This is a genomic window from Leptospira andrefontaineae (genome assembly GCF_004770105.1).
GTDB classification, from domain to species: domain Bacteria; phylum Spirochaetota; class Leptospiria; order Leptospirales; family Leptospiraceae; genus Leptospira_B; species Leptospira_B andrefontaineae.
In genome coordinates this window covers 444,641-468,281 of sequence record NZ_RQEY01000018.1, presented here as the reverse complement: position 1 = coordinate 468,281, position 23,641 = coordinate 444,641, and the positions used below count along the sequence as shown (strand labels likewise).

29 protein-coding genes are annotated in these 23,641 nt (G+C 40.7%); 1 reads left to right on the top strand and 28 read right to left on the bottom strand.

Going from position 1 to position 23,641, the window contains the following annotated elements:
* Window position 1: 1 nt before the first annotated feature.
* The 4 genes from EHO65_RS13855 to EHO65_RS20060 all read right to left on the bottom strand — a co-directional run bounded on the left by EHO65_RS13855 (window position 2) and on the right by EHO65_RS20060 (window position 2,523).
* Window positions 2–895, bottom strand: coding sequence for a general secretion pathway protein GspC (locus EHO65_RS13855; RefSeq protein ID WP_135775171.1), 894 nt, complete (start codon window positions 893–895; stop codon window positions 2–4).
* 82 nt (window positions 896–977) lie between these two features.
* Entirely contained in the window at window positions 978–1,991 is a 1,014-nt protein-coding gene (locus tag EHO65_RS13850; RefSeq protein WP_425269348.1) for a M23 family metallopeptidase, read from the bottom strand.
* Window positions 1,960–2,334: a type II secretion system-associated lipoprotein gene (locus EHO65_RS13845; RefSeq protein ID WP_135775169.1), complete on the bottom strand. Its 375-nt coding sequence runs from the start codon at window positions 2,332–2,334 to the stop codon at window positions 1,960–1,962. Before EHO65_RS13845 ends, EHO65_RS13850 begins: the two co-directional genes overlap by 32 nt.
* A gap of 3 nt (window positions 2,335–2,337) precedes the next feature.
* Window positions 2,338–2,523 carry a hypothetical protein gene (locus EHO65_RS20060; RefSeq protein ID WP_244243539.1) on the bottom strand — a complete coding sequence of 62 codons (186 nt, stop codon included), beginning with the start codon at window positions 2,521–2,523 and terminating at the stop codon, window positions 2,338–2,340.
* Between EHO65_RS20060 and EHO65_RS13840 the strand changes: the two genes are divergently transcribed.
* The gene (locus tag EHO65_RS13840) at window positions 2,456–3,952 is read left to right on the top strand and encodes a YifB family Mg chelatase-like AAA ATPase (RefSeq protein ID WP_244243532.1); all 1,497 of its coding nucleotides are present in this window, start codon (window positions 2,456–2,458) and stop codon (window positions 3,950–3,952) included. The genes EHO65_RS20060 and EHO65_RS13840 overlap by 68 nt on opposite strands.
* A 30-nt stretch (window positions 3,953–3,982) precedes the next feature.
* On the opposite strand, the gene EHO65_RS13835 is transcribed toward EHO65_RS13840, so the two are convergent.
* The 24 genes from EHO65_RS13835 to lptC all read right to left on the bottom strand — a co-directional run bounded on the left by EHO65_RS13835 (window position 3,983) and on the right by lptC (window position 23,608).
* Complete coding sequence (locus EHO65_RS13835) at window positions 3,983–4,180, bottom strand: hypothetical protein (protein WP_008590301.1); 198 nt, start codon at window positions 4,178–4,180, stop codon at window positions 3,983–3,985.
* A gap of 170 nt (window positions 4,181–4,350) precedes the next feature.
* A complete protein-coding gene (locus EHO65_RS13830; RefSeq protein WP_425269347.1) occupies window positions 4,351–4,539 on the bottom strand; it encodes a YraN family protein in 189 nt (62 codons plus the stop codon).
* A gap of 71 nt (window positions 4,540–4,610) precedes the next feature.
* Window positions 4,611–5,795, bottom strand: coding sequence for an HD-GYP domain-containing protein (locus EHO65_RS13825; protein ID WP_135775167.1), 1,185 nt, complete (start codon window positions 5,793–5,795; stop codon window positions 4,611–4,613).
* 14 nt (window positions 5,796–5,809) lie between these two features.
* On the bottom strand, window positions 5,810–6,073 hold the full coding sequence (locus tag EHO65_RS13820; RefSeq protein WP_174704417.1) for an EscU/YscU/HrcU family type III secretion system export apparatus switch protein: 264 nt from the start codon (window positions 6,071–6,073) through the stop codon (window positions 5,810–5,812).
* Entirely contained in the window at window positions 6,061–6,867 is an 807-nt protein-coding gene (locus EHO65_RS13815) for a hypothetical protein (RefSeq protein ID WP_135775166.1), read from the bottom strand. Before EHO65_RS13815 ends, EHO65_RS13820 begins: the two co-directional genes overlap by 13 nt.
* Window positions 6,836–7,528, bottom strand: a complete 693-nt coding sequence (locus EHO65_RS13810) for a ribonuclease HII (protein WP_135775165.1) — start codon at window positions 7,526–7,528, stop codon at window positions 6,836–6,838. Before EHO65_RS13810 ends, EHO65_RS13815 begins: the two co-directional genes overlap by 32 nt.
* A gap of 77 nt (window positions 7,529–7,605) precedes the next feature.
* A complete protein-coding gene (rplS, locus tag EHO65_RS13805; RefSeq protein ID WP_135775164.1) occupies window positions 7,606–8,037 on the bottom strand; it encodes a 50S ribosomal protein L19 in 432 nt (143 codons plus the stop codon).
* Window positions 8,034–8,702 carry a tRNA (guanosine(37)-N1)-methyltransferase TrmD gene (gene trmD / locus EHO65_RS13800; RefSeq protein WP_135775163.1) on the bottom strand — a complete coding sequence of 223 codons (669 nt, stop codon included), beginning with the start codon at window positions 8,700–8,702 and terminating at the stop codon, window positions 8,034–8,036. Before trmD ends, rplS begins: the two co-directional genes overlap by 4 nt.
* Entirely contained in the window at window positions 8,692–9,210 is a 519-nt protein-coding gene (gene rimM, locus EHO65_RS13795) for a ribosome maturation factor RimM (RefSeq protein ID WP_135775162.1), read from the bottom strand. The genes trmD and rimM overlap by 11 nt, the downstream gene beginning before the upstream one ends.
* The gene (locus tag EHO65_RS13790) at window positions 9,203–9,433 is read right to left on the bottom strand and encodes a KH domain-containing protein (RefSeq protein WP_100705842.1); all 231 of its coding nucleotides are present in this window, start codon (window positions 9,431–9,433) and stop codon (window positions 9,203–9,205) included. The genes rimM and EHO65_RS13790 overlap by 8 nt, the downstream gene beginning before the upstream one ends.
* Entirely contained in the window at window positions 9,433–9,699 is a 267-nt protein-coding gene (rpsP, locus tag EHO65_RS13785) for a 30S ribosomal protein S16 (RefSeq protein ID WP_135775161.1), read from the bottom strand. The genes EHO65_RS13790 and rpsP overlap by 1 nt, the downstream gene beginning before the upstream one ends.
* Window positions 9,700–9,800: 101 nt before the next feature.
* Entirely contained in the window at window positions 9,801–10,445 is a 645-nt protein-coding gene (gene rpe / locus EHO65_RS13780; RefSeq protein WP_135613304.1) for a ribulose-phosphate 3-epimerase, read from the bottom strand.
* A complete protein-coding gene (locus tag EHO65_RS13775; protein WP_135775160.1) occupies window positions 10,442–11,446 on the bottom strand; it encodes a PASTA domain-containing protein in 1,005 nt (334 codons plus the stop codon). The genes rpe and EHO65_RS13775 overlap by 4 nt, the downstream gene beginning before the upstream one ends.
* On the bottom strand, window positions 11,443–12,387 hold the full coding sequence (gene fmt / locus EHO65_RS13770) for a methionyl-tRNA formyltransferase (RefSeq protein ID WP_135775159.1): 945 nt from the start codon (window positions 12,385–12,387) through the stop codon (window positions 11,443–11,445). Before fmt ends, EHO65_RS13775 begins: the two co-directional genes overlap by 4 nt.
* Entirely contained in the window at window positions 12,387–14,330 is a 1,944-nt protein-coding gene (priA, locus tag EHO65_RS13765; RefSeq protein ID WP_135775158.1) for a replication restart helicase PriA, read from the bottom strand. Before priA ends, fmt begins: the two co-directional genes overlap by 1 nt.
* Window positions 14,327–15,172: a hypothetical protein gene (locus EHO65_RS13760; protein WP_135775157.1), complete on the bottom strand. Its 846-nt coding sequence runs from the start codon at window positions 15,170–15,172 to the stop codon at window positions 14,327–14,329. Before EHO65_RS13760 ends, priA begins: the two co-directional genes overlap by 4 nt.
* Complete coding sequence (locus EHO65_RS13755; RefSeq protein ID WP_135775156.1) at window positions 15,165–16,508, bottom strand: sigma-54-dependent transcriptional regulator; 1,344 nt, start codon at window positions 16,506–16,508, stop codon at window positions 15,165–15,167. The genes EHO65_RS13760 and EHO65_RS13755 overlap by 8 nt, the downstream gene beginning before the upstream one ends.
* Before the next feature lies 1 nt (window position 16,509).
* Window positions 16,510–18,288 (bottom strand): LIC_11548 family sensor histidine kinase, encoded by a 1,779-nt coding sequence (locus EHO65_RS13750; protein ID WP_208744093.1) that lies wholly within the window; start codon window positions 18,286–18,288, stop codon window positions 16,510–16,512.
* A gap of 17 nt (window positions 18,289–18,305) precedes the next feature.
* Window positions 18,306–18,572, bottom strand: coding sequence for an HPr family phosphocarrier protein (locus EHO65_RS13745; RefSeq protein ID WP_208744085.1), 267 nt, complete (start codon window positions 18,570–18,572; stop codon window positions 18,306–18,308).
* Window positions 18,547–19,509: an HPr(Ser) kinase/phosphatase gene (hprK, locus tag EHO65_RS13740; protein WP_135775154.1), complete on the bottom strand. Its 963-nt coding sequence runs from the start codon at window positions 19,507–19,509 to the stop codon at window positions 18,547–18,549. Before hprK ends, EHO65_RS13745 begins: the two co-directional genes overlap by 26 nt.
* Before the next feature lie 3 nt (window positions 19,510–19,512).
* Window positions 19,513–20,949 (bottom strand): RNA polymerase factor sigma-54, encoded by a 1,437-nt coding sequence (gene rpoN / locus EHO65_RS13735; protein WP_135775153.1) that lies wholly within the window; start codon window positions 20,947–20,949, stop codon window positions 19,513–19,515.
* Window positions 20,946–21,671, bottom strand: coding sequence for an LPS export ABC transporter ATP-binding protein (gene lptB / locus EHO65_RS13730; RefSeq protein ID WP_100723976.1), 726 nt, complete (start codon window positions 21,669–21,671; stop codon window positions 20,946–20,948). Before lptB ends, rpoN begins: the two co-directional genes overlap by 4 nt.
* 9 nt (window positions 21,672–21,680) lie before the next feature.
* Complete coding sequence (locus EHO65_RS13725) at window positions 21,681–23,012, bottom strand: LptA/OstA family protein (RefSeq protein ID WP_135775152.1); 1,332 nt, start codon at window positions 23,010–23,012, stop codon at window positions 21,681–21,683.
* A complete protein-coding gene (lptC, locus tag EHO65_RS13720) occupies window positions 23,009–23,608 on the bottom strand; it encodes an LPS export ABC transporter periplasmic protein LptC (protein ID WP_425269351.1) in 600 nt (199 codons plus the stop codon). Before lptC ends, EHO65_RS13725 begins: the two co-directional genes overlap by 4 nt.
* Between the last annotated feature and the right edge of the window lie 33 nt (window positions 23,609–23,641).

Below are 23,641 nucleotides of genomic sequence, written 5' to 3'. Positions count from 1 at the left end.
TTTAATTCCGGATGATGAATTCATAGGACAATATCTTGCCCATTCTCTCTACGTCTACGGATACTTTATCGGCCGTTTTCAAGGAATTCCATATTTCCATCATTTTCACCGTATCGTTTAAGGGCATTCCGTTTACCCGTCGCACCACGTCTCCGGTCCTAGCTCCCAAAGAATAAAAAATATGATCGCTGCCTATGCTGTATATTTTGTAACCCGCGATCGTGTTATTTTCCAAATAAGGACCGAACTTTCCCTTATAAAGTTCAGCCACGTTAGCTAATTTCCTATTCACGTCCTGTCTGGACAGAATTTTACGAACTGTATCAGCCGCAGGTGGTCCTCCAGGGACATCCGCCTGGGCTCCTAGTTTAGCCCTTGCTTCTCCCGGTGTTTGGCCTATCTCGACTTTGAGAGATTGGCCTCCTTTTTCTAAAACAACATGGTTCAGAAGAATGGACTTTACTTTGTAGCCGCCCACAGCTTCTCCCATCGCGAATTCTTCCGCGTTTTGTTTCCCTTTTTCTAAAATAGTGACTCGTGCAAAACTCCAGTGCCCGCTTAAGGTTCCTGTAATTCTCATCTCCTCACCTTCTCCGGTATCTGGAGGTGCTCCCGGACTGCCATCTACACCAGCAGGAGTTTCCCCAGGAGGAGGAGCTAAACTTCCCCTAAATAAAGAACCGGTTACCATCTCTTTGGACATCTCGATGGTGATAGAATTCTCTGCGACCGGTCTTCTGGGTGCTGAAGTGGAGGAACCTGTTTGCACATTCGGGGTCAGAAAAAGTAGAAGTATCCCTCTACATAGATATGCCAGAGAGAAGGAAAAAAATATCACGACAGGGATCAGAACATAGAATGTATGTTTTCTGAATTCGATAAAAATTGCGTTCATTGCGCCCTTCGGATAGTCTCACGGAATCATTCTAAAAAAGCCGGATCCAAATAATGGTCCCGGCTTTTGGAAAGATGATCGGTTAAAGTTTCGCTACCTTGCCTGGGTCCAGGTTGGTAACAATTTTTAAGGTCTTCCTAAGTGCCACCTCAGGATTGATCCTTTTTCCGTTATAGAACACCTCGAAATGGAGATGGGAACCTGTGGCGGAGCCTGTGCGACCTACGGCACCTATGACCGTGCCAGCTTTCACTTTCGTTCCCTCTTCCACTGTAATTTTAGCGCAATGCGCATACATGGTTCTATAGCCGTTTGGATGATCTATGATGACTGAGTTTCCGTAACCGCCGTTCACTCCGGCAAAACTTACTACTCCATCTGCGGAAGCTAAGATTGGTGCTCCTTGAGGGCCAGCCATATCTATTCCCGTATGGTAGCCTCCTCCACCTGTGTGGAATGGATCCTTTCTCTTTCCGTATCTGGAAGAAAACCTAGCTCCTAAAACCGGTGTGATGAAAACTCTTTTGTATTCTATCTTTTGACGGGAAGCATTTCCTACTTTTACAGGAACACTTAAACTTTGCCCTACTTTTAGAACCGAACCTTTGTTTAAACCGTTTGCTTCTGAAATTTTAGCAGCAGTGGTTTTTAAGGATTTAGCGATCCTGAATAAAGTATCCTTAGGTTTTACAATATAGGATTTTATAATAAAGCCGCTTTGGCTAACTATCTTGGAAGAAACAATAGGATTGATGCTAATGAAAGAAGGAAGTTCCAAATTGGACTTATCTTTATGATAGCTAAGAGAAGAATATTTGTCTTCTTCCCATTCTTCCGGGGATTGGGAGAATAATTGTTTGATCTTGCGTTCTTCCTTATCTGTAAAGAAGGAAGAATCCTTATTCGCGTAATCGTTGATCGCGTTTTCGTAATTTTTGAGAGGATCGGCCGATAAAGCCGAAGCCATCATGGCGGATATAATGGGAAGGCAAAGAATCGTCCGTTTCACATATTTAATATCGGCCGCACCGGGATGCCTTCTTGAACCTAGGGGGGAACGACGGCTACTTTTTCTTTTTATATTCCGTGAGCTCATTTGCAACGATCTTATCCAAATCCTCTATACTGATGGTCTTTTTCTCTAAATCATCGTTCACCTGATAAGCAATCAGCCTGCCGATAGCATGTTCCCTTTTTTGGTCCGCAGGGAAACATTTCACTTTAATCAGGGAAGGAGTCGATTCGATGTAGATTCGGACCAACATCCCCTTCTTAAAAGTTTCGGTCATGGAGACTTTTGTGTCTTTTTTGAGACTATATATCTTATCTTGGTAATGCTCGTTGATCTCGAATAACTTCTCTTTTTTGATCAGCCTGGCCCCGCACTGTATGGTAAATAGAGCCAGTAAAAAAGCGAAGAATCGCACCATTTCATGCATAACTTACTGAAGGTCCGGAAGTGATAAACTAGTTTTTAGAAAAAAAGCGCGAGGCCTGAATTTTTCCGCACCTGTCCCGGTTATGGAGACATGTAAACTGACCAAATTTCTGGGAGCGTCCTTGGAGGGAATACTTCCCTTTCCGGTATCTGTAGAGATCAATATCAAAAGAGGGATTCCCAGGTTCATGATAACGGGACTTCCCAGCCCTTCCATCAAAGAATCTGCCGATAGGATCAGGATCGCAATTGAGAACAGCGGATTCGAATACTCTCTCCAGAATATTCTGGTCCATCTTGCTCCTGCAGGAAGAAAAAAAGAAGGGACATACTTAGATCTTCCAATCGCTGCCGGGATTTTATACTTAACTGAGCAATTACCTAATTCTGAAAAACTAGAACGATTTCTTTTTCTTGGTGAGCTCGGACTGGATGGTTCCGTAAAACCACTGAAGGGAATTCTGCCTATACTTTCCGGGTTGGATAGTGCCGGTTTTACAGCTGCTGTCGTTCCCTTTGAAAATAGAAAGGAGGCTTCTGTCCTCGGAAAGTTTCCGATCTATACAATCTCTCATCTAAAAGATTTAGTCTCTTTGGCCAAAGGACAGATGAGTCCAGAGCCGAAATGTGAGATAAAGATCAGATCCGAAATTCTTCCTTGGAAATTTGAATCCTATAAAAGCCAATTGCCTGCAATAAGAGCGGTTCAGATCGCAAGTGCGGGATATCATCATTGTTTATTGTCAGGTCCGCCGGGGGCTGGAAAGACAATGCTTGCAAAACTGGCTCATGGATTTCTTCCAAAGATCCATGAGAAAGAAGGAATAGAATTATTGGGCATTCGTTCCTTACAAGAGATTCTATCCGACACAGAAGTAGACAGACCATTTAGAAGTCCCCATCACACTATATCCGATATTTCACTGGTGGGAGGTTCTAGTAGTTTAAAAATGGGAGAAGTTTCCCTGGCTGGAAATGGAATATTATTCTTAGATGAACTTGCAGAATTCCATTCTAGGAATTTACAAGCATTACGGGAACCGATGGAAGAAGGTAGAATTACGATCTCAAGGATCAGGGGTTCTATTACCTACCCTGCCTCTTTTTTGTTTATAGGAGCGACTAATCCTTGTCCCTGTGGATATTACCAAACCTTAATCAAAGAATGTAACTGCAGCGTGGCAAGTATTAGAAACTATCAATCTACTTTTAACGGCCCTTTTTTGGATCGGATCGAGATATTCTATCATATAGGTTTTTATAGAAATGCGGATGGAGAGAAAGTCTCTATAAATCTAAAATCCATCCGAGACTCCATCCAATCTGCGGCAGATATTCAGCGAAGAAGATTATTTAGAGAAACTGGAAAACTCTATAACGGAAGATTAAGAGGAGAAGAAGTAGAAAGAATGATCCCTCTCTCCAAGGAGTGTGAAATATACTTTTGGAAAGCAATTCATGATCAAAAGTTCAGCATTCGTAAAGTGGCTCATTTTAGAAAGGTAGCGAGAACGATTGCAGATCTGGAAGGTTCGGAGGATGTTCTTTTGAGGAATTTGGAGGAGGCCCTTGTTTTCCTGAATTCCGGATGGTCTCCGGAAAACAGGGCCGTAACCTAGCTTGTTCTTTCGACGGTTTTATTTTTGTGGTTACTTTGACAGGAAATGCGAGAGTTCCATAGCGATCTTATCGATTGCGAAATCAATGTAGTTTTCGTCCTCGATCTTCTTCTTATAGTCCTCGAATTTCCGCTTCTTGATTGGAACTCCTCGTTTTCTCAGAATCACTGGGTCCGGTCCGAACGGGTCGGACCCGGCCAAGTTGCCGAGAATTTGGATGCTTTTCATAGTTACTTCCTTGTAACGATTTAAGGTCCTCATCCTTGAGAACCCGCAGACAATTCGAAAATCGACTCGTTTTTCAAATCGCTTAACGATTGTTTTAGAATAGATGAAGATAATATTTCAGTTCCCTTTTTTCAGTAATTAGGGCCAGAGAGAAGGAGACAAAATGATCTCTAAAGGAAACGTTTCTGCTCAAATAATACTGAGCTGCCGTTTTCTTTCTCGCTGATTATGTCGATTTCTCCCTTTTGGATCCTAAAATTCCTTTCTAAAATTCTATGACCTTGCTCTCTAAGAAGTTCTGCTGCAATATTCTCTCCTTCTTTTCCTTTCAGTGTTTTTCGTTTAGAGCCAGGTCCCATATAAAGACCTGTCCCGGAAAAGGAAAATGGAGAGAATATTTCGGACCTAATATAAGAAATCCGAAAAAATTTTAAGAGTTTGCTGTTGCTTCCTGAAGGTCGAGGGCCTTGACGATGAAGAGATGATTTTCTTTCACCAGATCCACCAAAACCAGATTTCTAACGAAAGTCCCATATTCGTCTTTTATAATACGAATAGAAGGTCTTAAAGGTTTATCTGCATTTGCCGCCAGAACGATCCCCACTCTTTTGTCTGAAAGTTCCACGCAAGAACCCACAGGATATAAGGAGACTTGGTTCAAGAATGTGCGCACGATTTTTAGATCAAACTTACCGACATCCATACTGATCATGGACTTGATTGCCTCATGAGGAAGTACTCTCTGTCTATGAGGCCTATTTGTGATAAGTGCGGAAAAATTATCTGCAATTGCGTAGATCCTTGCATTCTCTTCGATTGCAGTGGCTGCGATCTTTTGAGGATAACCTTTTCCATCAAAACGTTCATGGTGTTGTAGAGCCACGACTGCCAAACTATTCTTTATTTTGATCTTTTGGGTGAGTACCTGATAACCTATGATCGTATGCTTTAGGATGGATTTGTATTCTTCGTCAGTGAGTTGGTCCGTCTTTTCGGAAATGGTCGCGGGGACCTTTGTCATTCCCACATCTGCCACCAAGCAAGAAATTGCAAGATCCACCATCTTAGGGCGAGAGAAGTCCAAAAGTTTCCCTATGATGAGAGCATAGAACGAAGAAGTAGTGATCTGGTTATATAAATAATACCCTGGATTATTCATCCCAAGGATCAGATAGGAAAGATTATTATGGGTTCTTACAAAATCAGTTAATGCTTCCCCTTGTTCTCTCACTGGGCCAAAATCAAATACCTTATCGTCTGCAACTTTTCTATAAACATCTTGTACTAATGCGAAAGTGTTTTTATATAGATTGGAAAATTGTACCTTAATGCGGTTCAGGTTATCGTAGATTCCCTTCAAAGGAAGAAGGTCCTCGTCTACGATCGTGCTGATGATAAAATCCTCTAATTGGGTCTCCAATCTTTCAGGATCCACATCTATCACTAGGATATCACCGTGGGTTAAAACCTCTGTGATCCCGAATCTTTTCAAACGTTCCAGATCCGAATCAGTGATCGGAGTATTGGAGGTGATGAACAGATTTTCTTTGTCCAGATATACGGGCTTTGTAAATCTCATACCCGGCTTCAATTCGGACACGTTCAATTTTTTCATTTTTTCAAATTCCCTTAATTTGCTTCCGCTTTTTGGCTGAGTACGAAAGCAAAAACACCCGCAACCGCTCTGTATAAATTTTCCGGAATTTCTTGCCCAACCGGTATCGGAGAAAGTGCCTCGGCCAAAGGAGCATCCTCCACTATAGGAACTCCGTGTCTCTTAGCCACACCCTTGATCTTTTCACCTAATAGACCTTCTCCCTTGGCTAGGATTTTGGGGCCTTTATTTTCGTCCGGTGTAAACTTTAGGGCGATTCCGAATTTCACGCAGTCCATTCCCTTCTCTGTAAAGAGGGCTTATATTGTATCCTGAGTTCCTGGAATCTAACTCCCGATTCTTCCAAGAACTGCATAAATTTTTTACGATTCCGACCTATATGCAAGTACAATTTAGAACTAGTATAAATAGCGGTTAGAACCAGGTCCGATGCATCTTCTTTTTTCCAATGGAATCTGTAGAGACTTGGGCCATCCTCTTTGGTCTCCATAAAGAGAACAAATATACGACCTGGATCGGTTCCACCTAAATATCCTTCTGCATTTCCGCCTTCCCATTCCCACTCGAAATAGGGAGTCTCCGATTTCCATTCGAAATGAGGAAAATAGCTTTTGAGGAAGGCCAAAATGCTGTCTTCGGAGATGGGACCTTCTTCCTTATGTAGTACCTTCTCCAAAACTCCGGTGAGTCCTTTTTCTAAAGGAGAAAATATTTTGGAATCATCCGTTTCTAACGTTAGTTTCCTTTCCTGTATTTTCCATTCTGAACTATTACCTGATATGGTTCGAGATAAAAGTAATTGTTCTCCAGTCAGAAGACTTGTTTTAGTTTCGGCTTCTAATGTTTCTCCTTTCCAGAGAAGTTTTGCCTTTCCATCCTTGGTGCCCTCTTTCACCCACACTCTGAAAAATGGAGCCTCTTTGGATTCGCCTTCGAATAATTCAGGATTTTGGAGTTTGGTAGAAGATCCGACAATGAATGAGATCTGATGAGATTCCGGCACTCTGTCCGTTTTTCGAACTTGAGGACTTTGGTTTTTATCAATCGGATTGGGAGGCGGGATCGGAAACATGGAATTTTTTAGTGAATGACCTTCTGTGGATTCTTGCTAGTCCAAGATCCCGAATTGCTTGTTCATGTCCTGCGCTTCCGTATCCTTTATGCGCCTCGAATCCATAACCCGGAAACTTAGAAGCGATTGCTTTCATAAAACGATCACGTTTTACTTTTGCAATTATGGATGCGGCCGCGATACTCGCGATCCTGGAATCCCCTTTTTTATAATAGTAAGACTGGCGTTTTACCTCTTCCGATTCCTTGTATTTGGAAAAATTATAGTTTCCGTCGATTAAGAGCAGAAGTTTTCTTCCGGTACTTTCTATCGGACCTTGGGACCCCTTTCTATAACATTTCAGTATACCTTCTAATACTGCTCTATTGATCCCGTAATGATCTATATAGGTATGGGATAAGAATGCGTGGGCGGTTTTATGGGCAGTTTCTTGGATCTCTTGAAACAAAGATTCACGTTTGGACTCTGTGAGTTTTTTAGAATCGTTCAGTCCTTTTAAGATCTGTCCCGAATAGATTTGTTCCAAAACCTCAGGTGTAAAAGAAACCATTGCCACAGATAGAGGGCCCGCGTACGGACCTCGGCCTGCTTCGTCTATCCCGCAAGGGAGATGATCTGGAAAAAATTTCAATTCTTCCGGTTCGAAATTTGCGAGAGGCATTGGTTTTAGGGAGAAGTAAAAAGGAGAAGAAGGAAGAACATCGCGGCAGAGAATTCTGCCGCAACTAAAGAAGATTCTTATTCTGCAGCAGCGGTTTCAGCAGGAGAAGCAGCTTTTGCTTCTTCTGCAGTTTGGCGCTTTCTGTCTTCTGCCACCAGAATTTTTCCGCCTTTCAACTCGCGAATACGAGCAGATTTTCCGGAACGTTCTCTTAAGAAGAATAGTTTAGAACGACGAACCTTACCTTTACGTACTAGTTCAATTTTAGCGATACGAGGAGAATAAAGTGGGAACACTCTTTCAACACCTACATCGTAGGAAATCCTGCGAACAGTGAATGATTTTCCGTTTCCGCCGTTGGAGATAGAGATCACAACTCCTTCGTAAACCTGGACCCTTTCCTTACCGGATTCTTGGATTTTATAATGGACCTTAACAGTATCCCCAACATTGAAATTCAGGGTACGATTTGCTTCTGTAGGAAGTCCGCCTTTTAAAAGTTCTTTCATAAATTCCTCGTAATATCAGGGTCGACTTTCTTTCGATTGGCATTGCGCCAAGATTCGATCGCCGCGTGGTTTCCGCCCAAGAGAATTTCAGGAACCTTCCAGCCATTGTAATCGGAAGGTTTCGTATATTGTGGATATTCTAAAACATCCCTTTCGTTATGAGATTCTTCTTCCAGGCTCTCTCGGTCGCCTAAAAAGCCGGGCAAAAGCCTGGACACAGCATCTGTAATACAGAGGCTAGCCAAATCTCCGGCTGAAATTACATAATTTCCAAGGGACAGTTCTATGTCAACAAGATGCTCTGTTACCCTATGATCCACTCCTTCATAATATCCTGATATAAGAGTGATCGGTTTTTCAAGCTTTGCTAATTTCTCTGCAACGTTCTGATCGAATGGAATTCCAGACGGAGTTGTAAGAATTACGAGTCCTCTATCCTCTCCCAATGACTTTAATGCCAGATCAATTGGTTCTACTTTTAAGAGCATTCCTGGACCTCCCCCATAGGGAGTGTCATCTACCTTTAGATGTTTATTATTGGAGAAGTCTCTAAGATGTACAATATTAACGGAGAATACTCCCTTTTGGATCGCCTTCTCCTGGAGCCCTTCTGAAAAGTAAGCCTGGACTTTCGCGGGGAATAAGGTAATAAAATTAAATTTCATTCCAATCCTCAGGACTTTTCAAAACGATCTTGCCTTCTTCTAAGATTACTTTCCCTACATGTTTTTCCACGTATGGGACTAAGATCTCTGAATCTTCTGTTTGAAAGACTAGGATAGAATGTGCCGGATTTTCAAGAATGTCTACCAATTCCCAACCAAGTTCTTTTCCATCTTCTGAGATAGCTTTAAGACCTTTGAGTTCGAATAGATAATATTCTTCGTTTTTGGATTTTGGAAAATGAGAACGATCTATATAAAGTTTTCCACCAGTTAAGGAAGAAACTTCTTCCGGGGAATTGATACCTTCTAATTGTAAGAGTATCTTTCCTGATTGTATAGTGGATTTAAGGATCGTGATGGGAACCGGTTCTCTAGAGGAAAATTCTAGAGTGGCTTGGAGGGGAAATTTGAGTTCCGGAACAGAACTGTCTTCTGCAACCAGTCGGACAAAACCCTTCAGTCCGAAGGGTTTTCCTAAATGTCCGGTTAGGATTCGAGTCTCAGTCAATAATTTCTAAGGAGAAATTTTTTCCGGCTTTAATGGATGCTGCGGTTAAGATCGCTCTTAAGGACTTTGCGATCCTACCATTCTTGCCGATCACTTTCCCCACATCCTTCGGGGAAACCCGGAGTTCTAGGACGGTTTGTTCGTCGCCCTCGATTTCACGTACTGAAATCTCCTCCGGATGATCTACCAAAGAAGTAACGATATAGCGGATCAGCTCTTCCATTACTTCTTCAGGGATTGTTTATATTCCGCCCAGATCCCCTCGTGTTTAATGAGGTTCAGAACGGTTCCGGTAGGTTGAGCACCTTTTGTGAGCCAGCCTAAAATTTTCTCTTTATTCAGGGTTGTTTGGCCTTTCACCTCTGCTGGGTGATAGTGTCCGAGAATATCAATAAATTTACCGTCTCTAGGGGAACGGGCATCTGCAGCCACTACCCGATAGTGAGGGTTGTTTTTGGCTCCGGTTCTTTGTAGTCTGATCTTAACCAAAGTAAAATTCCTTCGAATAAATAAGGATGGCTCACCGTACGGTTTGCTCTAATACGCCATAATTTCCCGGAAAGCCCGGCTGTCAATATTTAATAAAAGACTTACTTTGTTAGGCCTTTTAAGCGAATACCGTTCTCGCTTGGGTCACCGGATTTGAATAATCCAGCTCCAACTACACAGATATCCACACCAGCTTGAGAGAGTTCTTTGATATTTGTATCATTGACTCCACCGTCTACTTCGAGTTCGATCGGATAATTAGAGATCAGGGACTTGACCTTTCTGATCTTATCCATTCCCCCATCCACGAATTTCTGTCCGTAGAATCCTGGCTCCACAGTCATTATGAGTACTAGATCAATATAAGGTAGAAGTGTTTCTAATGCAGAAACCGGAGTTCCTGGGTTAAGAGAAACTCCCACTTTTGGTCCATTCTTCTTTATTTCCTGGGCCAAACGAATTGGAAAACGAGTAGTTTCCGCATGGAAAGTAATGCAGTAAGGATTTAGTTCATAGTATTTCGGAACATGATTTTCCGGCTTCTCCACCATTAGGTGAACGTCCAGAGGGATTTGGGTCATGGCTTTGATCTCTTTATTGACCGCTTCTCCGAAGCTGATCTGAGGCACAAAGTTTCCGTCCATCACGTCCATATGGACTAGGTCGATTCCTTCTTTTTTAAAATTAGGAACTGTATTAGCAAGTGCGGTAAGTTGGGTGGCTAAAATAGAAGCGGAGATTTTCAAAATTCGTTCTCGTAATCTTTGGATTTTACTTTCGAACCTTTTTCGTCCAAAAGAACCAGTGTCACGTCTCCCGTTCTGTAAAAGACGGTCTGGATTTTTTCTCCCTCTTGGTAAGTAGTAGGAGCGCTAATTTCCATTTGTTTGGTTTCGTCGTTTTGGTCTTTTACGATCAAAGAATAAGTCCCGTTTTCAGGAGCTTCATATACGAAACTTTCGTATCCGCTTTCTACCCTATCTTCCGGCTCGAAATAAAATACCTTAAACTTGTATTCATTCCCTAATTTTTGTACGGATTCAATCTTTCCGTTGTCGGGACGAAATTTAGTAATAACCACTTCTGCTTTGGAAGAAATTTTTGCTCTTACCAATGCTCTTTGAGCGAATGCAAAAGAATCTCCCGGCTTAAAATCTAATCCTGCTTGAGGCTCCCCTTCTTTTTTCTTGGTAGAAGGTTTGGTAACCAGTAAGAATACTTTTTCACCTGCGGTGATATTTTTACCGGCTTCCGGGATTTGGTCCACTACAGTGTCGGGTTGTTCTCCTTCTTTCACTTCCACATAGGTGATCCCACCAAGAGTTAAAGAAACGTAAGTTTCTCCGGAGAGAACTTTTTCCATGGAGTTTTTAGCGGAGACCAAACTTTGCCCTTTTAAGTTAGGCATATCGATTCGATCTAAACCAATATTAACAGTAAGAGAAACTTTGGAACCTGCTTCCACTTCTCTTCCTGGGCGAATGGATTGGTAGATGATAATTCCATCTGTTTTGTCCGGATAACGTTTGGACTCCAATCTGACTTTCAATTGGAGACGCATTAACTCGTTATGAACTTCGTTGTATGGTTTGCCTACCACATCAGGCATTACTACCATTGTGGAGCTTTTAGTACGAACGAATACAACTAAGAAGGCGGCTATGAAAAAGACTACTAAGCCGAATGCGATGAAAAAAAAGTAACCCCCGATAGGGAGATATTTAGAGCGGAGTTCTTCCTTGGTCACTCGAAACGATCCTCGTCCGAAATACGGAAACCGTTCATGAAATCTGCAACAGTCATTCTGTTTTTATTTTCCGGTTGAAGGGAAAGGATCTCTAAGAAACGGCCATCTCCACACTGTAAAAGAAGGGCCTTTTTGTCCATTCGTTTCAATTTGCCAGGCTGGATAGACGTTTCAGAAAAATCGGCAGGTCTTGTTTTCCATAAAACCAACCGTTTATCTCTAAAACGGCAATACCCGCCCAGATCAGGGCTTAAGGCACGAATACGATTATGGATTTCCATAGCGGAAAGTTTTAGATCTAGGACTCTATCTTCTGCCTGAATTTTAGTACAATAAGTTGCCTTGGAATGGTCCTGCGGACTCGCCTCAAAAGATGAAGTTATAGGCCCTTTTAAAAGTGGGATGAGACTTTGGATCCCTGCTTGGGTAATTTTTTCCATAAGGGATCCGGTATCATCTTCTAAATCTATATCCACTTCTTGGATGGAGATAATATCCCCCTCATCCATTTTTTCTCCCAAATACTGGATGCTGATGCCAGATTTAGTATAACCTTTCCAAAGAGAAGTTTGGACGGGGGAAGCGCCTCTCAGATCCGGAAGAATGGAACCATGAAGATTGATAGAACCGAATTTAGGATAAGAAAAAATTTCTATAGGAAGAATAGAACCGTAAGCAAACACTACGTACAGTTCCGCATCGAACTTGGAAAAATTTTGTAGTGCTTCTTCCTTTTCCTTCTTTATGGACTCGTATTGGAATACAGGAAGATTTGCAGCAAGTGCGACTTCTTTCACAGGACTTGGGACGAGCGTTTTACTTCTTCCTTTAGGACGATCCGGGTTTGTAACTACAAATTGTACTTGGATATCAGGCTCTTGTAATAGCGCCTGCAAAAGTTTGGCAGAAGGTTCCGGGGTTCCAAAAAATGCAATTTTCATCAGACAAGATCCAATGGATCAAAATCCAATTCCAGGTAAACGTTTTTAGAAATTTTAAGAGGTCTGATCTCTTTTTTTAGGATCTCTCTCCATTTACTCTGCACAGTTGTTTTGATCAGTATATGATTTCTGAAATTTGCATCTATTTTATAAAAAGGACAAGGAGCAGGACCTAAAACAACTGTGTTTGGTTCGGGCAGATATTTTTTAAGGACTTGATGAACTTCTTCAATTGTTTTGAGAGAAAGACTTTCGTCTTTGGATCTGGATAAGATACGTACTAAACGAGAGAATGGAGGATAAAAAAGTTCTTCTCTTGTTTTTATCTCTGAATCATAAAATCGAATATAATCTTGGTCTAATGCCATTCGAATAATCGGATGATCTACCGTATTAGTTTCGATCAAAACTTCTCCTGCAAGATCTGATCGCCCCGCTCTTCCTGCTACTTGTGTTAAAAGAGAAAATACTCTTTCTCCTGCTCTGAAATCGGGAAGTCCTAGACCGATTCCTGCATTCAAAACACCTACTAGAGTGACTCGAGCGGCATCTAAACCTTTGGAGATCATTTGTGTTCCGGTTAGAATATCTATCTCTCCGTCTACGAGTCTTCCGATCACATCCGTAAGAACACTTTTGTCTTGGATAGAATCCTGATCTAGACGTTCTACTTTTGCACCTGGAAAAGTTTCTAAAAGGAATTCTTCTAGTTTTTGGGTGCCTGTTCCCATCATGACCAGTTTTTCTCCCAGTTTGGATTCTAATCTTTGGAGAGAATCAGAAAAACCGCAGAGGTGACAGATAACGGTACCTTTTTTGTGATAACATAGATGAGATGTACAATTCGGACAAGGGATATATGTTTTTTCCTTTTCTGAATAGATAAGAGGACTGTAACCTCTTCTGTTTAGAAGTAGAATGACCTGTTCTTTTTTATCCAACCTTTGTTTGATCGCAAATGTAAGCTCCGAACCGATTAGCCTTGCATCTTTTTTATTTTCTTCGATCCGAACTGTAGGTGGTTTTGCAGTTCCCGGTCTTTTTGTAAGGATTTGCAGACCAATTTTACCTGTTTTAGCAAGATGGTATACTTCTAAAGAAGGAGTTGCTGATCCTAAGACTAATACTGCTTTATTTTGTCTGCATCTTTGTAATGCAACCTGCCTTGCATGGTATCTTGGTGTAGAATGTTCTTTAAAAGAACCGTCATGCTCTTCGTCTATGATGACAAGGCCCAAATTTGAGACGGGCGCGAATACTGCGGATCTTGTGCCTACTGCTATTCTTTTTTTACCTTGTAGAAGGTCCGTATATGCTTTGAATCTTTCCGAAACTTTTAAAGCGGAATGTAATAATGCGATCTCTCCCGGAAACACTGCTTCTAATTTGCGTATAATATGATAGGTCAAACCGATCTCTGGAACTAAAAGTAAAACTCCTTTGTTTGAGTTTTGCAGGATATCACGGATCAAATGCAGATAAACTTCTGTTTTTCCGCTTCCAGTGATCCCGAATAGAAGATGGATAGAATCTTTTCCGAAATCCGCTTTTATATTTTGGTAAGCCCTTTCTTGTTCTTCGTTTAGTTTTAATGGTTCGGAAGCGATGATATCTTCTGTAAGTTTTACTTTAGAATGTCTTCTTCCGGAAGGGATCATCTTGTGGATACATTCCCCAAGAGATGCCAGATACTGTTCTTTTACCCAATATGCAAGTTGGATCTGTTCTTCATTGATAACCGGAGTTTTATCTATGACCCGATCTACTTGTAAAACCTCGTAGCTGGGTTCATTATGATGTAAGGATAATATGATCCCTTCTTCTTTTCTTCCTCTAAGTTTGGCTTCTACCCTCATTCCGACTTGTGCGCCTGGAGGAACCTCGTAGGTGAATGTATCTTCTAAGATAGGAAGATCGAAGGCTAATTCCGCGTATTGGATCAAATTTTTTCTTTAATCTCCTGATGAAAGATCCCTAATTGAGATAGGATACTTTCTTTGACTTCTATTTCCTTCTTCTTGGCTTCTTGGAATTCCGGAGAATCAGGCTTGCTGGATTTTCTTTTTTGTTCCGCTGCCAAGATCGCCTCCGGAGAACGAAGTACTACCATAGGAGTCCCAGGTTGGAATTCTAAAGTTTTACCCATTTGTTTAAGCGCTTCATCTTTTCCGAAATATAAAGTAGCAGCGGCGCCTAAGAGTATAATTCCCTGGATACCTTCTTCTTGGATGGTTTCTTGCACTTGGACCTTGCAGTTTTGAGTTCTTCTTTTCCAATCTTCTTCGTTAGATCTGTCTTGGGAAAATAAACATCCTGGGAATTCTTGGAAATAGAACTCCTTCATAGTGAATCCGAATACTTTTTGGATCATTCTATCGAATAGATTCTCCGCTTCGCTCGTTCTGAAAATTTTCAAAGGAGAAGTTTTTACGTACGATTCTTTTCCGGAAATTGTTTCACCAGTATAATGAAGAACTAATATTTTCTTCCTTCCTCTGATGATAAAATGACGCACTGCGCTCAATCTATCCGAGCAAAGTTTACATGAGAAGTTTCTGTCCTCTTTTTTAGGAGGGATCCTCATTTGAATCCCAGGCACAGAAGTTTCCTTTTCTTTTTTTGATCCAATAGAAGACCAATCCCAAGAATCTTTCCATTCCAGGTCCAGATCCCCAGGATCTTTTTCTCCCTGTCTTCGGACGATTGGGAATTCCCCGTTTTGGACCAAAAATTTGAAGTCCTGAAGTATTCCTTTCAATTCCTGAAAAATTCCAGGCTTAGTCATGGATATCCTCCGCCTGTATTCCTAAGGATTTCATTTTTCTATATAAGTGAGATCTTTCTATTCCGAGAGCCTTGGAAGTTTTGGAAACGTTTCCTTCGTTCGTCTGTAATGTTTTAAGAATATACTGCTTTTCGAATTCTTCCTTAGCCTTTTTGAAATCCCCTTTTTCCACCAGATCATTCGCTTTTACGAAACCGGTCATGGAGTCTTTCACATCTTGGGCGCGGATAATATCGCTTACTGTCATGATACAAAGTCTTTCGATCACATTCTTTAATTCTCTTATATTCCCTGGCCAGAAATGGCTTTCTAGGATAGAAACCGCTTCTTTCTCTATAATTTTAGGAGTAAGATTATTTTCTGCGATTGTTTGTCTGACATAATGGTCCACTAAAAGTGGAATGTCGGATTTGCGATCTCTTAACGGAGGAATGGTGATCGGGATCACGTTTAATCTATAATATAGATCTTCTCTGAACTTTCCTTCTTTGATCGCTTCTTCCACAGGGATATTCGTAGCAGCGATAATTCTAACATCTACTGAGACTTGTTCCGTGCTTCCCAACTTTTCGAATCTTTGTTCTTGTAGAATACGAAGTACTTTTGCCTGAGTGGATAAGGACATGTCACAGATCTCGTCCAGGAATAATGTGCCTCCATTGGCAGCTTCGAATTTTCCGATCCTTGTGTCTGTGGCTCCTGTAAATGCTCCTTTTACATAACCGAATAATTCAGATTCTATCAATTCTTCTGGAAGAGCGGCGCAGTTTACTTCTACGAATGGTTGGTCTTTTCTTTTAGAATTTTTGAATATAGTTTTAGCGACTAATTCCTTTCCTGTCCCATTCTCTCCGTAAATAAAAACTCTGGCGTTTGTGGCTGCTGCTTGAGCAATCGAGAATTTTACCTTTTGGATTGCAGGAGAATTCCCCAAAATTTCATCCGATTCCAGTTTGATTTCAGGAGATTCGGATCTTTCTGAATATACTAATGCTTCTTCTACCGCTTCTAGAACTTTTGCTATGGACAAAGGTTTTTCTAAAAAGTTTAGAGCGCCCTTTTTTGTAGCTTGTACTGCAAGTTCAATTGTTCCATGCCCTGAGATCATTACTACCGGAACGGTTGGATAGATTTTTTTGATTTCATCTAAGATGCTGAGTCCGTCTTCCTTTCCGAGCCATACATCCAGTAAAACAAGGCTAGGTCTTTCTATCTTTAGATGTTTTAAGAAGTTTTTGCCGGATGAAAATTGTTCCGCTTCGTAGTTCTCATCCTCCAAAATATCTTGGAGAGATTTACGGATTTCCGGTTCGTCATCAACTATGAATATTCTCATCTTAAGCTACCGGAAGTTCTATCCTAAATTTACAGCCGCCTAATTCGGAAGAATCCACAGAAATATGACCGTTATGATCGATCACTGTTTTTTGAACGATTGCAAGTCCTATCCCGGAAACATGTTCGTCCTTGGTGGAATAATAAGGTTCGAAAACCTTAGATCTATATTCTGGCGAAACTCCGATCCCATTATCTTCTACAAATAAAACCACTGAACGTCTCATGATCCTTTTTTCTAATACGGTAGAAATACGAACTTTTCCTTGAGCGACACTTAAGTCCCCTTTTTGCCTTCTCTTTTCTATCGCTTCCACTGCATTTTTGAAAAGATTGTTCATAATTCCTAAAAACAATTTTTTGTCCAAAAAGATTTCAGGCAAATTTTTGGCGAAGTTGAGTTCAATTTGGATCCCAGGTGTATGTTCGAAAAGTTTCGCACTTTCTAAAACTACCGGCTCCAGATGTTGGTTGATAAGCCTAGGAGCAGGCATTCTAGCAAACTCAGAGAATTCGTTTACTAGATGTTCTAAAATTTTTACCTGACCGACTATGGTTTCACTTCCTTTGGTTACGATCTCTTGGAATTCTTCGGGGACTTCTGAGTTTAGTTTTCTGCGAATTCTTTCAGCGGAAAGTTGGATCGGAGTCAGTGGATTTTTAATTTCGTGAGCCATTCTCTGCGCCACTTCTTTCCAGGCTGCAATCCTTTGGGTATGCATCAGTTCTTCATTTTTGGATTTTAGGTCTTTCACCATTTGGTTAAAAGATTCTACTAATGCGCCGATCTCACCTCCTTCTGTAAGTGGAAGATTGATATCAGTATCTCCTAAGGAAACCTTTTGTGTGGCGTTAGCAAGATCTATGATAGGCCTTGAAATTTTCCGAGCGAATACAAGAGAGAAGAAGATAGAAAGTAAAAATGCGAATACGGTCAGCAGAGTAATCGTAAGTCTGACTTCATAAGGAAGTTTTTCTTTTGCTAAGTCAGCAGTGATATAATTCTTTCTGGTATTGATAAAAGAATAGGCTTTGGATTCTTCCCCCTGAAAAACACGCTTTCCTAATATGAGAAATTTTGTAGGACTTGGAGAATCTATTTTGAGTAGGTAAAATCCTAAATTTTGACTTAAAGCTAGTTTTTCGGAAATTCCTTCTTCCGTTCCAAGATTTATAAATTCTTCTGAAAAAATTGCTAACTTTAAGGCTCTATTTTCAAGGATCGGAAGATTATTTTCATACCATCCCACATAATAATTTGGATTAGAGATTAAATCTAATTCGTTGGCTCGATTGGTAAGTAGATTCGGGTTTGGATTTTGTCTTTGGACGAGGTTTCTGAATAGTTTAGCTTTTTCTAATAGATTATTCTTTTCAAGATCCAGTTCCTTTCTGACAAAATGATCGCCTGCCTCCAGGGCCTGAGCGATGTCCAAGCCGTAAAATCCTTCGAATACTCTTCCTATCACATTAGAAGTGAGTAAAAATACTGGAAAAGAAGGAAGCATTGCGATGAACAAAAATGAAAGAGAAAGTCTATAACGAATGGAACTTTTCAGCCTTCCTGTTTCTAAATTCCTACGATTTCTATAAAAATAAGAAACGACCAGGAATAGTACGACTAATGGAACCGTATAATATACATAGATCAGTATCCGATCTACTATATCTATATTTTCTGAATTTCTAAAATGGATAAGCTCAGCTGCGAGAACTGATAAAGAGATCACCCCAGATAAAATCAGAAGATCTCGAAGATAGTATCGATTCTCCTCTTCTATTCGGAATGGAAGCCATTTCATAGCGCAAAATCGCCTTCCACTAGTTTGGCCAATGCATCTGCCGCTTCTTCTTCCCCTACGCCTTCTGTTTTTATGGAAAATTCTGCACCGGGTGCTAAGGCTAACATCATGAGTCCCATGATACTTTTGCCGTTCACTTCTACTCCGTCTTTAGAGACCAGAACTTCGCAGGAGTATTTTGCCGCGCAATTCACAAAGACAGAGGCGGGACGAGCATGCATCCCTGCGCCGTTTTCGTTAATTTTGAGGTGGATTTCTTTCAACTTTTCCTTGCTGTAGATAGATATTTAATTTTTGGCTGAATTCCGCCGCCGCATTCTTCCCTAGTTTTTTTAATCTTTGGTTCATTGCAGCAGTTTCTACTATGATTGGAATATTTCGTCCAGGTCGAACCGGAAGTTTTATCAAAGGAATATTCACTCCGAGAACTTCTTCCGTTCTGTTTTCGAGTCCAGTTCGATCGAATTCTTTTTCTTCTGTCCATTCTTCCAAATGGATGATTAATTCTATGAGTTTATGATCTCGCACCGATCCAATTCCGAATATATCCTTTATATTCAGAATTCCTAATCCTCTGATCTCCATATGGTGGCGAAGAAGATCGGAACAAGTCCCGATCAAATAACTTTCGGAAAGTCTTCTGATCTCAACCATATCGTCCGCGACTAAACGGTGACCTCTTTCTATGAGTTCGAGTGCGGTTTCACTTTTACCCACACCACTTTTACCGGACAGAAGTATCCCAATCCCGAATACTTCGATTAGAACCCCATGTCGCATAGTTCTAGGTGCAAGACTTCTGTCCAAAATTTGAGAAATTAGAGTGATAAATTTATGAGTAGAAACATCCGAACCCAAAAGAGGAATATTCAGACGATCACAATATTCTACGAAGATAGGAGGAGGAACATTCCCGTGAGTGAATATAATACAATTCAAATGAAAATGGAAAAAATCCGCAGCGAGTTTTTCTAAGTCCTCACCTTCCTTAGAGGTGATATATGCCCATTCTCCTTTTCCAAAAATTTGGATACGATCATGAGCAAAACTTTCGTAAAACCCTGTGAGTGAGAGACCTGGTCTATTGATCTCGGAACTATGGATCCGATTTTGGAGTCCATCCTCTCCTGCGATTAGTTTTAAACCTAACTCAGGATGGTCTTTTAGAATATTAGATACATTGATTCCAGGAACGGACATGAGTTACCTTGCTTCCAGAGATTTTACTTTTTTTCTTTGGTTAGATGGTAAAATTTTCAGGATTTTACGATATTTCGCCACAGTCCTTCTGGCGATCTCTATCCCTTTACTTTCTATTTTTTCCACTATGTCCTGATCTGAGAGTGGACTTTCGGGATCTTCTTCTTTTACTAGATTACGTATAATATCATGAATGGTTTTAGAGGATTCCATTCCACCTTCGGAACTTTTGGATTTTAATCCGGAAGAGAAGAACCATTTTAATTCTAAAATTCCCCAAGAAGTTTGAACATACTTATTGGAAGTGATTCGAGAAACTGTGGATTCGTGAAGGTCCAATCTTTCTGCGATATCTTTTAAAGTAAGAGGTTTTAAAAATCTCACTCCCTTGCGGAAAAATTCAGTTTGTAGTTCGATGATTGCAGAAACAACTCTATACAAGGTTTGTCTTCTTTGGTTTACGGATCGGATCAGCCATTCTGCGGAGTTTAGTTTTGTGGAAATATATTCCTTATCAGAATCCTTAGCACCGGCTCCTTTTTTGAGCATTCCTTTGTATTCTTTATTTATTTTTAATTTAGGAAGCCATTCGTCGTTCAATAGTATGCTGAACTCACCTTCTATTTCTCGAATGATCACATCCGGGACGATATAATCCGGCTTTTGGGGAGTGTATAATGTTGCGGGAAATGGCTCAAGCTTCTTGATTTCGGCTGCCATTGCTTCTATGGCCTCTACCGGGAGCCCCATCTTCTTGGAAATTCCCTTATAATCCAGCTTTTCCAGGTCTTTTAAGTATTTTTGGATAAGATCGTGTAAGTTTTTATCTTCCGGTTTTAGGATTTTTGCTTGGATATATAATGTTTCTTGAATGCTTCCGGCGCCGATTCCAAGGGGGTCTAATTGATGGATCTGCTCTAGAACTTTTTTGATCGTTTTGGCGGAAACCCCTATTTCAGTTGCAAGTTCTGCTTGGGTCTGAGAAATAAATCCTCTATCGTCCAGCATAGAGATCAAAATTTCTGCGATCTCCATTTCTTTTCCTTTTAAGGAAGAGATCCTAAGTTGCCAAAGTAAATGTTCTGAAAGGGATTGTGCGTTAGGCGATGATTCAATATATTTTTGGTTTCTGTCAGAAGCGTCTGTGCCTCTATACTGAGGTTTGTCTAAACTGAAAGAATCCTGCCAACCCTGATCCGAGTTTTTTAGAAAATCATTCTTCTCTTTTCTTTTTAGATCATCTACGGAGTATAGTTCGGGGCTTTTGCTTCTTTCCGAGCCTGGCTCTTCCTCGAGCATCGGATTTTCGATCAGTTCGGCGCTAATCCTATCAGCGAGTTCCAGAGTAGACAAAGGCAAAAGCTCTATCGATTGACGCAAATCCTGCGTCATGACAAGCTTCTGTGTCTGCTTCTGTACTAACTGATGGTTCAGATTCACAGCTTGAAGTCCTCTCCTAGATACATTCTCTTTGCTTCTTTATCGTTCACGAGTTCTTTAGGAGTTCCCGCAATTAAGATCCGACCGCTATGCATGATATATGCCCTATCCGTGATCTTTAATGTTTCTCGAACATTATGGTCGGTGATTAAGATGCCCAGTCCCTTCTTCTTTAAACTATTTATAACAGTTTGAATATCTTTAACAGCTATAGGGTCAACCCCTGCGAAAGGCTCGTCAAGAAGGATAAAATCCGGATTTGTGACTAAGGCTCTAGCAATTTCGCATCTTCTTCTTTCCCCGCCCGAAAGAGTAAAACCTTTTTGGTTAGCGACTCGCATAATTTGTAATTCTAACAGTAATTCGTCTCTTCTGCGAATGATTTCTGATCTAGGAATGTTTAGAGTTTCTAAGATAGCTTCTAGGTTTTCTGCTACAGTCAGTTTTCTAAAAATGGAAGCTTCTTGTGCAAGATAACCTACTCCTAGTTTTGCTCTAGTATGCATGGGAGCTTCTGTTACGTCTTGGTCGTCTATGAATACATGACCCGAATCTGGTTTTACGAAACCAACGGACATGTAGAAAGAAGTAGTTTTTCCGGCACCATTCGGACCTAGTAGACCTACTACTTCTCCTTTGCGAACATCGAAGCTAACTCCGTCTACAACCTTGCGCTTATTATAAATTTTGATTAAGTTTTGGCACCGGATCCTTTGTCCCATTATGCAAGCCTAATTTCCTAAATGGACTCCTTCTGTCAGAATTGATCTTCCTTCTCTTGGATAAAAGACGATTTTTCCCGCTCTTAGGATCTTACCACTTCGATTAATCCTAGGATTTCCCTCTAAAATTACGGATTCCTCGTTTTCAAAATATGTGGCGTACTCTCCTTGCGCCTCTGTGGACTTGGATTTGATCCAAATATTTCCTCTGATCACTGTTTCTTTTTGATCCAAGAAACGTTCGAATTCTTGAGCCGTGATCGTGCTCGTTACCTGATCCGAATTTTTTTCTAAAAATTCCATTTTACCTTCGTCTGTCAGGTGAAGATAGTTTTCATTTCTAAAATAATCGAATACGTTACCCGAAAGAATAAGATTATTCTCTCTATCATGAACTTTGATATTCTTTCTAGCCTTGATTGTATGGGAATCTTTTCCAACGGACTCAATAGTATCCGAAGTAATTTTCAGATCCTTTCTAAGAACGGTTGCATTTCCGCTGATAAGAACCGTTCGATCATTTTCCTCATTTGGGCGACTTTCTATCTTATCCCCTTTTAGGATGGTGAGAATGTTTTGTTTTTTCTCATTTCCTTCCGGATCCTTTTTAGTTTCTTCGGAGGATTGGAATAATACTGTGTTTTCTTCTAAAAGAATCCTGCTTTCATTTGTGTAGAAGGATAACTTTTTACCGCTCAAATATCTGTTCTTAGAGATTAGGATAGGATCTGGATCAGTAGTGATCAGATGTTCTGATTCTTTAAAAACCGCTTCTGCACAAAAGATGGTAACTTCCGGATGATTTACGATCACTCCACCATGTAATTTTGTGATCTTAGTGTTTAATTCCCTATCTATCTGTTTTGCAGAAATGACCGTAGTTTTGCCAGTTTTGTCCCGGAAACTAAGCCTAGGCCTTTCTTTGATATAGACCATTTCGGAGTATTTATCATATTCTCCAACGCCTGCTCTCATCACAGTTCCGTTTTCCTGGTCTTCTATATGTACTCCGTTCTTTAAAAAAGCTTTATATGCTTCTTTTCCGAAAACCTCGATCCTGTTTGCGCCCAATTTTACTTTTTTATGTTGGATCCAGGCTCCGCCTTCTAAACTGAAGATCGTTACTTTGAGTCCCTGAACTTCTCTGTCTTCTTGGGTAAGTGCATTTGCTCCCCAGAAAGTAGGAAAACTTTCTTTACGTTTCGGATCTGCTTCTCCAATTCCTTGGAAACTTTTTGGATCTAATGTTTCTGCAGAAAATAGAAGCGGAGGCCTAGAGTGAGATCCCAAATGCCCGGGAAGCAAAAATAATAAAAAAAATAATACTATGATACGTTTCATTTTTCTTTAGGGGAAGAAGAGTTGAGCGGATTAGAGCCACCTTGTGTAATCGCGCTCGGTCTTAAAATTGTAAACTTGTTCAGATCCTTGTCTGCCCTTAAGCCCACTCCTCTAATATGAGTTCCGTTTGCATCTATTACAACTTCTTCGTTAGAACTGAGTTCTTTGGTCTCATCATTATAATCCAATGATTTTGCCCTCAGGGTCCTATGTTCTTCCGTTTTAAGAAGAATATTCCCTGTCAGTTTCATCAGCTTTGTGGTCTGATTGATCTCTCCCTTTTCACCTGTGAGTCTGGACTTAAACTTTCCATTCTCATATTGGTCGAAATTGATCCCATATAGAACATATCTTTTTTCGTCTGCGTAAAGATATGCTTCTTCCGCTTTCAATTTCCATAATATGGTTCCGTTCCCATCATACTGGTCTTTTGCGAAATTTTTGAAAGAAACAGTGGAGCCTTTTTCTTTTTCTTCTTCTACGCGGGTATACTTAGCGTCCGATTTTCCACCGGAATAGAAGAAAAGAACTAGGAAAAAAATTCCGAGTCCTACTCCTAAGCCCGGACCGTATTTCCTAGCGGTTTCCGGGTCTATTTTGAGTAGAGTGAGTATGCGGGAATACAAGGA

Coding starts and splice junctions, on each gene's coding strand:
- EHO65_RS13855 (WP_135775171.1), bottom strand. CDS start 895: ATGAACGCAATTTTTATCGAATTCAGAAAACATACATTCTATGTTCTG.
- EHO65_RS13850 (WP_425269348.1), bottom strand. CDS start 1,991: ATGAGCTCACGGAATATAAAAAGAAAAAGTAGCCGTCGTTCCCCCCTA.
- EHO65_RS13845 (WP_135775169.1), bottom strand. CDS start 2,334: ATGCATGAAATGGTGCGATTCTTCGCTTTTTTACTGGCTCTATTTACC.
- EHO65_RS20060 (WP_244243539.1), bottom strand. CDS start 2,523: ATGAACCTGGGAATCCCTCTTTTGATATTGATCTCTACAGATACCGGA.
- EHO65_RS13835 (WP_008590301.1), bottom strand. CDS start 4,180: ATGAAAAGCATCCAAATTCTCGGCAACTTGGCCGGGTCCGACCCGTTC.
- EHO65_RS13830 (WP_425269347.1), bottom strand. CDS start 4,539: ATGGGACCTGGCTCTAAACGAAAAACACTGAAAGGAAAAGAAGGAGAG.
- EHO65_RS13825 (WP_135775167.1), bottom strand. CDS start 5,795: ATGAAAAAATTGAACGTGTCCGAATTGAAGCCGGGTATGAGATTTACA.
- EHO65_RS13820 (WP_174704417.1), bottom strand. CDS start 6,073: ATGGACTGCGTGAAATTCGGAATCGCCCTAAAGTTTACACCGGACGAA.
- EHO65_RS13815 (WP_135775166.1), bottom strand. CDS start 6,867: ATGTTTCCGATCCCGCCTCCCAATCCGATTGATAAAAACCAAAGTCCT.
- EHO65_RS13810 (WP_135775165.1), bottom strand. CDS start 7,528: ATGCCTCTCGCAAATTTCGAACCGGAAGAATTGAAATTTTTTCCAGAT.
- rplS (WP_135775164.1), bottom strand. CDS start 8,037: ATGAAAGAACTTTTAAAAGGCGGACTTCCTACAGAAGCAAATCGTACC.
- trmD (WP_135775163.1), bottom strand. CDS start 8,702: ATGAAATTTAATTTTATTACCTTATTCCCCGCGAAAGTCCAGGCTTAC.
- EHO65_RS13790 (WP_100705842.1), bottom strand. CDS start 9,433: ATGGAAGAGCTGATCCGCTATATCGTTACTTCTTTGGTAGATCATCCG.
- fmt (WP_135775159.1), bottom strand. CDS start 12,387: ATGAAAATTGCATTTTTTGGAACCCCGGAACCTTCTGCCAAACTTTTG.
- EHO65_RS13760 (WP_135775157.1), bottom strand. CDS start 15,172: ATGACTAAGCCTGGAATTTTTCAGGAATTGAAAGGAATACTTCAGGAC.
- EHO65_RS13755 (WP_135775156.1), bottom strand. CDS start 16,508: ATGAGAATATTCATAGTTGATGACGAACCGGAAATCCGTAAATCTCTC.
- hprK (WP_135775154.1), bottom strand. CDS start 19,509: ATGTCCGTTCCTGGAATCAATGTATCTAATATTCTAAAAGACCATCCT.
- lptB (WP_100723976.1), bottom strand. CDS start 21,671: ATGGGACAAAGGATCCGGTGCCAAAACTTAATCAAAATTTATAATAAG.
- EHO65_RS13725 (WP_135775152.1), bottom strand. CDS start 23,012: ATGAAACGTATCATAGTATTATTTTTTTTATTATTTTTGCTTCCCGGG.